Annotated in this window: 8 protein-coding genes and 1 pseudogene; 1 reads left to right on the top strand and 8 read right to left on the bottom strand. The window is 59.9% G+C overall.

Translation table 11 applies throughout. The annotated features are described in order from the left end of the window. Positions 1 to 121 precede the first annotated feature (121 nt). The 6 genes and pseudogenes from ACTGJ9_RS29230 to ACTGJ9_RS29205 form a co-directional block, all read right to left on the bottom strand. A pseudogene (locus ACTGJ9_RS29230) lies at positions 122 to 355 on the bottom strand (hypothetical protein); the annotation flags it as partial. Between the two features lie 652 nt (positions 356 to 1,007). Continuing rightward, the gene (gene hemC, locus ACTGJ9_RS29225) at positions 1,008 to 1,910 is read right to left on the bottom strand and encodes a hydroxymethylbilane synthase (RefSeq protein ID WP_456673891.1); all 903 of its coding nucleotides are present in this window, start codon (positions 1,908 to 1,910) and stop codon (positions 1,008 to 1,010) included. Between the two features lie 535 nt (positions 1,911 to 2,445). Next, entirely contained in the window at positions 2,446 to 2,901 is a 456-nt protein-coding gene (locus ACTGJ9_RS29220) for a cytochrome C (RefSeq protein ID WP_456673890.1), read from the bottom strand. Positions 2,902 to 2,905: 4 nt separating this feature from the next. Continuing rightward, positions 2,906 to 3,148: a hypothetical protein gene (locus ACTGJ9_RS29215; RefSeq protein WP_456673889.1), complete on the bottom strand. Its 243-nt coding sequence runs from the start codon at positions 3,146 to 3,148 to the stop codon at positions 2,906 to 2,908. A gap of 9 nt (positions 3,149 to 3,157) precedes the next feature. Then, entirely contained in the window at positions 3,158 to 4,486 is a 1,329-nt protein-coding gene (locus ACTGJ9_RS29210) for a c-type cytochrome (protein ID WP_456673888.1), read from the bottom strand. Beyond that, positions 4,483 to 5,883 (bottom strand): cbb3-type cytochrome c oxidase subunit I, encoded by a 1,401-nt coding sequence (locus ACTGJ9_RS29205; protein ID WP_456673887.1) that lies wholly within the window; start codon positions 5,881 to 5,883, stop codon positions 4,483 to 4,485. Before ACTGJ9_RS29205 ends, ACTGJ9_RS29210 begins: the two co-directional genes overlap by 4 nt. Positions 5,884 to 6,667: 784 nt before the next feature. Between ACTGJ9_RS29205 and ACTGJ9_RS29200 the strand changes: the two genes are divergently transcribed. Beyond that, positions 6,668 to 7,186 carry a Rid family hydrolase gene (locus ACTGJ9_RS29200; RefSeq protein WP_456673886.1) on the top strand — a complete coding sequence of 173 codons (519 nt, stop codon included), beginning with the start codon at positions 6,668 to 6,670 and terminating at the stop codon, positions 7,184 to 7,186. A 1,309-nt stretch (positions 7,187 to 8,495) separates the two neighbouring features. Here ACTGJ9_RS29200 and ACTGJ9_RS29195 read toward each other — a convergent pair. Both ACTGJ9_RS29195 and gorA read right to left on the bottom strand, forming a co-directional pair. Next, on the bottom strand, positions 8,496 to 9,365 hold the full coding sequence (locus ACTGJ9_RS29195; RefSeq protein WP_456678666.1) for a hypothetical protein: 870 nt from the start codon (positions 9,363 to 9,365) through the stop codon (positions 8,496 to 8,498). 997 nt (positions 9,366 to 10,362) lie between these two features. Beyond that, the gene (gorA, locus tag ACTGJ9_RS29190; protein WP_456678665.1) at positions 10,363 to 11,823 is read right to left on the bottom strand and encodes a glutathione-disulfide reductase; all 1,461 of its coding nucleotides are present in this window, start codon (positions 11,821 to 11,823) and stop codon (positions 10,363 to 10,365) included. Positions 11,824 to 11,866 lie beyond the last annotated feature (43 nt).

Below are 11,866 nucleotides of genomic sequence, written 5' to 3'. Positions count from 1 at the left end.
GGGCGGATCTTAGAGCTCCTGGTGATCGAGCGCCGCTTCCGCTGCGACGTCGTCTTGCGCGGTTGCGAGATCTTCACCGAAAGATTCGAAGGGGACTAGGTCAGCGTTTTCTTGGTTCGAATCATATCGGACGGCGTCGGCGAGTTTGTAGGACCGGGTATGGACGACGGGATGGGCGATTGACGTCGTCGATTCCGGCCATGATGCGCTTTTCGAGTTCATACTTCGATGTAACCCGCGTGTGACGCAGGACGGAGCGAGCGAACTTCGAGAAGAAGCCCTCGATAAGGTTGAGCGAGGAGCCGTGCTTGGGCGTGAAGGTAAACTGGAAGCGGCCTGCCGGTCGTGTGTCGAGCTAGCTCCGGTTCCATGCTCGTTTGCCTTGTCGCACGCCAGAGACACCGGCCAGCCCTTGGCCGCCCGCGTGATCACCGGCTGCTCGCCCGGTCGGGGGCGTTCGTCCAGCGGCGCCAGCGCGCCATCGCCCGCCGCCCGCTTGACGCAGCGACGCAGCGCTGATCCGTCTGATGCTTCGCCACATCAGGGAGCCCGGCTTGGCCGGTCGCGGCCTCTCGCTCCCGCAACGGCGAACGACCGGTGCCTTTCCTGGGAGCTAGACGACCTATTCCATGAACTTGGCAGTGAAGGAGCGGGAGAGCGGGACGTTTGCTTGTGGATTCCTCGTTGGGATTGACTAAACGAGGAGTTTTATAATGGCAGGATGGCGGTGAGCGGTCGAGTTGGCGATGACCGATGAAGGGATTGAACGTTGACGGACTCTTTCGCGGTCGAGGACCGAACCGGCGCGCCGGGTGTCGCGGGCCGCGATGCTGCTGCGGGAACTGCCCTGCCGCGCGCGACGTAGGGTGCAGATCGTTGATGGAGAACGCCAGCCGGACCTTCCTCCGCAATCGGCGCGACAGTAATCGACCCAAACTGCTTAAGAAGGCCGAACGCCTGAGCTGTACTGGCGTCAAGAGCACAATTCGTGATGCCAACTGGCGAAGTCAGATCGGCCTTTGTTTCTCCACTGTACGGACCGCAGCCTGCAATATCTCCTCGGCACCCTGCTGAAGAAGTTTATGCCCGAGACTTCTGCCTATTGCATCGGCTTGATCGGCCAGACCCACACTTTCATCGGCAATCTTCCTTTGGCCATCCGGATGAGTCACCTGTCCTCGAAGTGTTAATGTCCCGGCGAGCCATGTGGCAGAGACCCCGACGGGCAGGCTGCAACCGGCATCCAGACTTCTCATCAATGCGCGCTCTGCATCCACTTCGGAGCGCGATTGCCGGTCTTCAATCTTTTGAAGCAGCGCTATGAGTTCCGTATCCTCTTCGCGAGCTTCGGCCGCGAGAGCACCCTGACCGACTGCATACGGGAAAACATGAGCGTCTAAAATCTGTGAGGCTTCATGTAGCAATCCTAGTCGGGACAACCCGGCCGCTGCTAATAGAGTAGCGTCTATTCCGTCTCGGTTCTTTGCCTTACACAGTCTTGGAGAAACGTTCCCACGGATGGGGCGAATATTCAGACCACTGCACAGAGCGAGAAGTTGGGCTTTGCGGCGAATTGACCCAGTGCCGACGCGCAGCCCCGGTCGTAGCTGATCTACTGTAACGCCACAAATCGCGTCGCGAGGATCCTCTCGTTTTGGAACAGCCGCCAATACCAGGCCGGGCTGTAATTTAGTTGGAAGATCCTTTAGGGAATGAACGACCAGGTCAACTTCGTTGCGCAGAAGCGTGTCTTCGCTCTCCTTCGTGAACGCTCCGATGCCCCCAAGCCGCTGAAAGTCCGACCTTCGATCTTTATCGCCAACCGAACTGACGAAGACCAAGCGTATCTCGGCGGCGGGCTCGACGCGACGGATAAGATCGGCGACGTGCCTGGCTTGCCAGATGGCCAAATCACTTCGCCTGGTACCGAGTCGAATGTCCACTCAAACCTCTTGCTTTCTGGGCAGTTCGCCCATTTCTAGGGCTGCCAAAGTAGCTATGAAATCGGCGCCTGCTCATTTACCCGCACAGCGTGACTCTGGTGTGTGGTAGTCTTGCATGGGCATCGTCCCTCGCACGGTATTTCACATCAATCGACACTCGCCCGAATATGGAGAAGCAGCCGATAGCTCGCAGCTTCTAAAGCACCCAAGTCGAGAAGGGGGTGGTCCGACAAGAATGGAGTCGCGCAAGTTCGGATGCGAGTGCGTCCAGACATCTTCTCAAGTCCAAGACGGCGAGCTCAAGCGCCGCACGTGAGCTGCCATCAAGTGTGTTCATAGCGGAACGATAAGCCTGCGTCCTCAAGAGCGAGGTTCCTCGATTAGATCGCGTCCCTTCGCCTCGACGCAGTAGATCATGAACCCATATTCGCCTTGACTTGGGTTATCCGGAATGGATGAGCAGCCGCAGCTTATCTTTGAGCTCGTTTGATCTCGGGGCGCACTATTTGAAAGGATTCATTGACGAAGAATAGGTTGGTGTTTTCGCGTAATCCGCCGGAACGTGCCAAAGGGTTGCGACATACCAGGCTGTCCAAGCAACGACCAGTAGGCACAGCACCCACACCCATACCGGCATGGGCGAGGGCGATTCCGCCCGGTGCGGCTCGAACGGCTCTTCCGACCCAAACGCGTTGACCATGAAGCGTACAGTACCGTGAACGACGGCGCCATCACCAAGCCCGGTGACCGTGATCCCGGGGCCATTGCGGACTTGGAATCGAAGGCGTCGGATCCCGACCTTGCCGGTGGCGTCTTGGGCTTCAATGCGCAGGCCGTGTTCGCCGTCGGCAAGGCTCTTGGTGTCGAGCGCTATCTCGGTCGGCGGCCGCTGATCGGTGACCGGATCTGGCGTGTCGTCTAGGTAGATGCGGATGCGTGGATCGGGCACGTGTTGCATTCCTTTAACGGTCGGCGTCCAGGACGCGATACTTTGGATGATTAGGGTCCCGTTCGCCGGGGTCGATGAGCATCCACAGCGCGGCCGCGATGCAGCTGAGGGTCACGAGCCCAGCCCCGCCCGCCACCAGCACATTGCCGAGTAGTGGTCCGGCAAGACTATGATCGCTAGCGCCATCAGCGATCCTAGGCGCAGTGCACAGATAGCCGAGCGCCGAGAGGATCCAAGCAGTAATCGTATCGGTCATCGTCGCCTCCTATTTTTTCGCCCGGAGCTTCGTGATGTGGGCGGGCGTCACTAACGTCCCGTGGTTGCCCCATGACGTGCGCTCGTGATTGATGATATCGGCGATCTGCTGATCAGAGAGTTTGTCAGCGAACGGCGGCATCTCTACTACGTACTTCTGGTCGTTGATCGCCTTGCCACTAAGGCCGCGCAGCATGGTGGTGATGTGTTCGGCAGGGTCAGTGGCATTAACGACCTGATCGCCCGCAAGTGGTGGAAATGTGCCAGGCACGCCTTTGCCCTCGGCACCGTGACAGGCGGCGCAGTTGTCGGCGAACAGCTTCGATCCTTCCGCGGCATCGAACGTCGGTGCCGGGAGCGCTACTGAGGACGCCTGTTCCGGCGGCGTTGCCTGCTTCTGCAGTGGTTCATTGGCGCGCGCCGCGACCACATCAGCCGCGCTGATCAAGGCACCACGATTGCCCCACGAGGAGCGCTCGTGGTCGATGATATCGGCGATCTGCTGATCCGACAATTGATCCGCGAACGCCGGCATCGGCGCTTCATATTTTTGGCCGTTGATCACGTTTCCGCTAAGTCCGTGCAGCACAGCGCCAATGTGTGCCGTGGGATTGGCGGCATTAACCACCGGATCTCCGGCGAGCGGCGGAAACGTTCCCGGCACACCCTTGCCTTCCGCGCCGTGGCAGGATGCGCAGTTATCGGCGAACAATGCTGCACCCTTCGTAGCATCAAACCCTAAGGACCCGCTCGAACGATCCAAAGGCGCGGGCCCGGGCTTCGTCGGAACGAGCGCGGGCTGCTTCAGTGACTGCAGATAGGCCACCAACGCCTTGCCGTCCGCGTTGGGGATGACGGTACGGCCTGGCGCGAACTGGGGCGGCAATGGCACCGCTTTTTCATCGGGAGGTAATTTGTCAACAACCCTGAACAGCCAGGGGAAGGCCGGCATGATCGATTGCGGCACCACTGCGCGCGGTTGATAGAGATGGATGTACTGCCATATGCTGCTCGATTGCCGCGCGCCGATATTGCTCAGGTCAGGACCGTTGCGTTCGGAACCTAGCAATTCGGTGGTCTGGTAAGCATAATCGCCCGGCGCTGACGGACGGCCAAAGGGTTTATCTCCGGAGAGCGGACGTACTTGCTGGGTATGGCAATAAAAGCAGCCTTCGGAGACATAGACATCCCTCCCTCGCGCCTCGAGCTGGGTCAGTGGCTTAAGGCCAGGCGTCGGAGGTACCTTCGATAGCCAGATACCCGGCAGCACGCCCATAAGAATCGCCAATCCGGTGTAGATCAGCGTTGAACCGCCAGAAATCGCCAATGACTTATTCATACCGGCACCGTCTTGGCTGCGGCAAGCTCCGCGTAGGACCTACCGTAGGTCATTGTCCAGACGTTGAAAGCGAAGACGAGATGGCCGGCGAACATGAGCGAGCCGCCGACGGAGCGCCACAACCAGTATGGCGCGGCATCTTCGACCGACTGGATGAAGGTGAGTCCTCGAAACCAGTCGAGCCCCTGAATGGTGCCGGCGGCCGACAGCGCCGCAACGTAGATGACAACACCGACCGCAGACAGCCAGAAATGGATGCCCATGGCCAGGTTGTAGGGATACTTGCCGGTGGCGCGCGGCAAGAGTGCATAGATTCCGCCCCAGATCGCGAAGGTGACGAAGCCATACATCGTCAGGTGCGAGTGCCCAACGGTGTAATTGGTCAGATGCCATAGCTGCTGCAGCGAGCGGAATGCCTCGAATGTGCCTTGCGTCGAGCCCAGTAGATAGCCGTACACGCCGACTAGAATGAACACCGCGGGCGAGCGATATACCCATTCGTGAGTCCCCCGGAAGGTGAGAAGAAAGTTCGCAGTGCCGCTCAGCACCGGAACCAGCATGGCCACGCTGAAGACGATGGCCGTAGTCTGCAGCCACCACGGTAATGGACTGAATTCAAAATGATGCGCGCCGACGATGGGATAGAAGATGAGATTGGTCCAGAACGCAAAGACGCCAAGAGAATAGGAATAGATCGGACGGTTCAGGAGCTTCGGCAGCGCATAGTAGGACACACCGAGCGATAGGGGCGTGAACCATAGTCCGACGGCGTTATGCATGAAGAAGGCCTGTACCGCGACCTGACCCAGTCCGAACTGGTACCACGGCAGCAGCGACACCACGACCATGACAATCGTCCACAGCGTGCCACCGATAGTATACCAGTTAGAAATATAGATATCCTCGGCATCCCGGTGCTCGACCGTGGCGATCATATTCCAGACCGCGGTGATCAAACCAAGTCCGAGGATTACGCGAATCCACCACAGCCATTCGCGATACTCCTGGCCGTAGTTGAAACCGAAATCGAGTGTAACCGTGCCGAGCACCGCGGCGAGATTAAGCAGCGCAAGGCTGATCCATGCGAGGCGTTCGCTGTAGAGCCGCGCGCCCGAACTGCGCGCTGCGACGAACAGCGCAAGTCCGATCAGCGCCTGGCTCGCCCAAGCATAAAATGTTCCGTTGGTGTGGATCGCGCGCAGGCGTCCGAACGACAGCGCCGGCGTGGTCGCAAAATCCGGATAGGCGAATTTGAAGCTGACTAAAAGTCCCACGGCCGTGGTCAATACGAGCCAGATTGTCGCCGACGCTACGTAAGCGGCTAACACCCGCGCCAGAGCGGGGTCATCTGGAGCGGCTGTCCGAAGCGGAATGGCCTTAGCGCTGTATGACATCATCCGACTCTCCGTCCCCTCGACGACGTTGTCCAGCGTTGCCCCGAAGTGCGCCCGACGATGCTTTGCAGGATGCCCTTGCAACGCCGGCGAAGGAAATCACCTCTCGCCATAGATACGATAGACGATCGTTATTGCCGCCGTGCCGCATGATCCCCTGAGGAGGACTACCAACTGACGCACATGCAGAGAGTCCCGTTGCCGACCTCGGATTAATCCAGACAGCGGGTGCCAACACGCCGCCGTCCTTGACCATCACGCCTCTCCTATGCTGGATTTGGCGTGCACCACGATCGAGCTGTTTTTTGCACCCTCACGTCTGGTGCGGTGGGCAGAGCAAGTCGCCCGACGCGCCACTCGATCTGAGCTGATCCGACGAGTTAGCTCGCCTTTTGGGCCCAGGTCGCTCTGACGAATATCCGCTCCTGAAAGCAGCGACATTCTCCGCGAAAGCTTCGAATAAAAGCGTCGCGACCGGCCACGTGGCATCTGCTCAGCTGGAACGATGCACGCATCGACAAGCTCGTCGACTTCGCTCCACGCATTTTCGTCTGCTTTGGCTCGGCCTCCGTTTTCAGTGCAGGCGGCGATGGGAAATCTCTCGCGCGGCTGGTGGCGTTCCCCGCTACTACATCACGGGGCGCGGCGGCACTAACGATGGTCTATCGAATCTATGACGAGAGGCAATTTGCCTCGCTGGCGTTGCAAGGTCATTCTCCAGAGCATTGTCGTAACGAAAGTTTCAGTGCCGCCACCGAGACGAAATTGAGAAGCCAGGAGGCTCGATATGCAACGCAACGAAATAAACGCCGACGCAGTGAACTGTAAGGAGGCCGTGTATTTCGGTGTGCCGTGGGAAGATGCCTACGGATACGCACAGGCGATCAAGGTTGGTGACACGATCCATGTTTCCGGTCAGCTCAGCCGCGACGAGAAGGGCAACCTGATCGCGCCTGCTTTTCTCGATGAATCCGGCAAGCCGGCCGAGTTCTCGATGATGGAACAGCAGATGCGGGCGACTTACGCCAATGCCGCCAAGCTTTTGGCGCGCTTCGGGGCGACGCTTGACAATGTCGTCGAGGAGACGCTGTATGTCCTTGATGTCGACGCCGCATTCGCCGCCGCGGGGAGGGTGCGCAAGGAGGCCTACGGCACTTCCCGACCTCAGTGCGCCAGCAACCTGATAGGTGTGGCGAGACTGGCGTTTCCTGAGCAGCTCATCGAAATCACCTTTAGCGCCATGCTGTCGGGGCAGAAGCAAAGCCAGTCTGATTACTCCCCGATGTCCGGAGTTAACGAGACATGACATAACCACAAACTGCGATAACCCATCATCCTGATCGAGCCGAAGGATTGCACATTGACGTCGATCAGCAAGCCGGACTTGCTTTCGGCGTGGGATCGATCGATCGCCAAATGCGGCTGAACAACGTGATCCCTCTAGCGCGCACTGCCACCCGTTTCGGCTTGCGGATCGCAGCGTCCACGTCCGCCACCAGAGTTTAGGCGCTCCCCTGATCCCTGCGATTCACGCCGCGAGTGGTCGCGATCCACCGCCGCAACCTAACATCTGGGCTGTTGACGGAAGGATGCGTGACTTTTCCGGTGCTCTCCGCTCGCGGAGGGCTAGAAGGTGCACGTCGTCGCCGATGCTTTCGGCGGGCTCACTCCGGTAAGTCACGATCTATCGATGCGACGGATGGAAGCGGCGGGGGCGAAGCCGATGTCGTGCATCCAGGTTCTGCTGGGACCCCAATAGGATGGACCCCGCACGCGACGTATGACGGGGCGCGAGCGATCGTGGAGGCTCACGGCGGCGGATAAGATATCAGTTTGGCCTTTGCACGGGATATGATCAAGGCCCACGTAAGAAACGCGCCAATTATGCATCGGCCTGCGCCAAGAGCCCGGGCTGCAGCCGACGCGGTGAGTAATCTTGATCCGCGAAACCTGCTATCCGGCTAGCGGAACCTCGCTTGCAAGGATCTCCCGCTTGGCTCCCTCGCTCTTCAAATCGGAGGGATAGTTTGTGTGAGCCACACCGATGGTTCTCTTGAAGGCAGGCGCGAAACGACCGGACGTGAGCGGCTCAACAGGCATTAGCGAGCCGCGACAGATCGCGGAGACGACCGCGTCTGAATAGCCCCCGCAAGGCCACCTCAGCTGGCGGCCTCTTCATTCCGAATGCCGCCGTGCTCCCCGCAGGTGCGAACCACCAGCAGAGCAGGATGTTAGCCGGAAAGTTGTCGATTGGTCCGGTAGCTAGCGAGCCGCTTGGTCGAGGCTGGCGCCTCCCGACAAAGCTCGCTAGGGCGGCTGAGCGTATCGGCGGCGATAACGTCATAACCCTGAGCAGGACTCGAAAGTTGCAGCGGATGCCCACGGTCCGGCGAATTGGGGAAGACTGCAGCGGTGGCGCAAATGGACATGTGCACCCGCTTAATCCACCGGGTCATGGGCACGGCGCGTCGGAAACGTTGGTCGAGAGTAATCGGGGGAGACCCGTTGATGATGAGGGTAAGTGCCGAGATCTAGGGATCCGCGTTGACACGACCAAGACTCTTTCGGAAATCCGGCGGTGATTTTGCCGTTCGCATAGGTTCCGCGGAGAGCCGCTACTCTAGCCCGAGCGGGACCACCGCGTTCACGTTGCCAGCGGGCCGCTTAGCTTCAGCGGATTTTGTCGATATTGCCGGCTCTGGAGTTGTCTCGGTCGCAACCGCGCTGGTTACGAAGCGCCCCCGCACCGGCCTAGGCCTCAGCTCGACCACCGCGGCTTTGTCGCGCGGCTGATCAAGCATACGCGTCGTTACCAGCCCGGTCATCCGCAACTCTTCCTGGGACAGTTCATGCAGATCTTCCCAGGGGGGCACGTTCAGCGACAGCGACAACAAATCACCCGCACCACCCATGTCGAAAGTGTATTTCGCGAGACGACCGATATCGCGTTCCACGATCGTCAGGTCGTCCGCGCTGTAGGTCGCGGCTTTGGCATCATTGGCGCGGTCACCGATCCAGATCTGATGCACCCGAACATGGGCAGTCTCGGGCACGTAACGCGTCTCGCCGGAGAGCAGCAGGAACACGCACATCGATTCGCAATAGGCCACTGGTGCCATGTCGGAAGGAGCGCTCTGCGCAGTGTTGGTCTGAACGCTGACGCCGACTGTCGTCAGCGCCCCGAGATCGCGCCAGCGCCGCCCGAGCGCGATCGCTTCATTGACCGAACCGCCGCTGGAATCCAACACGATAGTCGCGCCGCCAAGCTGTCGACCTCGCGCGAATTCATCGAAATCCCTCGGAGTATCGGCCGTCACGATGCCGACCGCACTGACCCAACCTTGGCAATTCGGCTGGCAAGAGATCCAGCTAAACTTCATCGGCAATTTGCGTAATTCTAGGGCGACGCCGGCGCGTGCCGAACCACCCAGCGTGGCCGCCGGGCCGAGCAATGCGATGCAAACGGCGGCAAGGCCGTGCAGCATCCAGCCTGGGGTTGCCGCCCAACAAGTGCGAGCAGGCGCTACATCACAGCTGCCGGCGCATTCAGAGGATTCGGCCTTCGACGTTTTCGCCAGAGTGATCGAGAGCGAAACGGCAAACAGGAAACCTCCGATGACCAACATGTCGGAACCTTGGCCGGGCTATCGCGCCGGGTTAGCTGCGTCACAGGGGCGTATGTACACCGGCGTGAGCTCGTGCTGGCCCGGCGGCGGTGCGGCGTCAGAATCAAGTAGCCAGGTCTGATGCTTGGTGCGGCATTTAAGGCCGGGGCCCCGCATGTAGTGCAGCCCGGGCAGGTAACAGTCGCGCACGTCCATGATCAGATTGTGTAGCACGCGGACGGCGTCGGAGGCTAACTCAGCCGTCTTCCGGGCAAAAACCTGACAATGCGGTGTCATCTATTGTTCTCATGGGTGAGCTCTTGCTGTCGTCTTGCGGTTCGAGAAATCGGCGAAGTATCCCAAGGGTAGTCACAAAGAGATTGCCCACAACATTGCACAGAAGGCTGATCCATATGGTACTTCGGTTGAGAAGAGCATACCTAAGTCTAGGAGATGCGCTGGCACGTCGTACCTCGAGCGAGGGACACGGATCGATCAACCAGCTGACGCTGTTGGAAAAGGATGACTATCAGAGCTATCAGAGGTCGCGCGCCGCGGACACCGATCAGTGACCGATCGCGGCGGCTTCGCGGGCGTGGAACGATGCTTCATGTACGTGACCTTGGGGAGACCAGTACCGCACGCCTTGAACGCCTGCGGAATCAGCCGACGAACAGCAATGCGGCTCGCATAGCGCGAGCCGAGCGTGATGGTTCGGCGACGCCAACGTTGCGTCAGCGAGCATGGAATGGATGGCGCATGGGTGGAGTAGCCTCATCGATTTCATTCTGGCCGGCTGGGGCGTGGAGCATCTAGTCTAGACGACTGAGAAGGTCCGCGGCTTTCCGAGCGGGCCTTCCGAATCGCGCCGGTCGCGTCAAACGGCGGCGCTTGGGACGAGCGGTGTTGAGGCGTCGCGCCGGTCGTACCGCACCGTCGGAGTTTGCATTGCGACGATCTCCTCACCGATCGTCGGATGCACGGCCATAACCGACACGAAGTCTTTCATGGTGGCTCCGCTGCCGATGGCTATGGCGAGCACCTGGATCATCTCGCTGGCCTCTTCGGCGAAGATATGGATCCCGAGGATCCGGTCTGTTGTGCAATCCACAATGACCTTCAAAAGCGCGGTCTCGCAATCGGCCGTCACAGCGGCCTTCAGCGGCCGGAACCGAACCTTGTAGACATCGACGGCAGGGTACTGCGCCCTCGCTTCCAGCTCCGTCAGGCCAACCGAGCCGATCTCCGGACTTGAGAAGACCGCTGTCGGCACATTGGAGTAGTCGACCTGCCACGCTTTCTTGCCGAACAGACTGTCGGCGAACGCGTGGCCCTCGCGGATCGCGACGGGCGTCAGGTTGAATTGGTTCGACACGTCACCCAGAGCGTAGATGCTCGGGATATTTGTGCGGGAGCTTGCGTCGACAATGATAGCGCCGTCTGCCCCAGTCTTGACCCCGGCGCGATCGAGCCCGAGCGAGGTCGTGTTCGGCGTCCGGCCAAAGGCGAGCAGCACCTGGTCGGCCATCAGCCTTCCGCCCTGTTCAGTCGTAACGTCGATCCTTCCTGCATGGTCGCCGTCGCAGACGTCCCTGTTCCGCCGTTCGAGGCGGTGGATGCTGTCGCTAAACATCAGCTTAATGCCACGGTTCGTGTAGGACCCGGCGACTGCCCGGCGCACGTCCTCGTCAAAGCCGCGCAAGACATTGCTTCCGCGGCAGACGACAGTGACGTCGCTGCCTAACGCGGCAAAAAGACCAGCGAACTCCATTGCGATGTAGCCGGCCCCGCCGATCACAAGCTTCCTCGGGAATGTCTTCAAGTCGAAAACGGCATCCGAGGTGATGCCAAGCTCGATGCCCTCGAAGAGAGGCAATTCGGGTCGTGCGCCTGTTGCTATCAGGATGGTGCGTGCCCGTACGCAACGGCCGGTTTTGACGAGGCGCACCGTATGCGCGTCCTCGAGTACGGCGCGAGACCTCACCACCTCGACGCCCGCATTTTCTTGACCAATGCCGTAGAGTGCTTCCAGGCGTGTAATCTCGCGGTCCTTAGCGGCGACCAACGAGGGCCAGTCGAAATGCGGGACCGACAAGCGCCAGCCGAATTCCGCGGCCTCGTCGAACGTGTCGCTGAAACGGCTCGCGTACACGAACAGCTTCTTCGGTACGCAGCCGCGGATGACACACGTTCCTCCCAGCCGGTACTCCTCCGCGAGCATTACTCTCGCGCCATGTCCCGAGGCGACGCGCGCCGCGCGGATGCCTCCTGACCCACCACCAATCACGAACAAATCGAAATCGAACTCCGATTGCGGAGAAGACGCTGAAACGTCCACAGTCTGTTTCGACGCGCCTGAGGGTTCCTGAAAGTTGTCTGTG

Origin of the sequence: Bradyrhizobium sp. RDM12 (assembly GCF_051917485.1) — a bacterium.
GTDB lineage: Bacteria > Pseudomonadota > Alphaproteobacteria > Rhizobiales > Xanthobacteraceae > Bradyrhizobium.
Note: the sequence above shows the minus strand (reverse complement) of the source record. Positions and strands in the feature narration are given on the sequence as shown.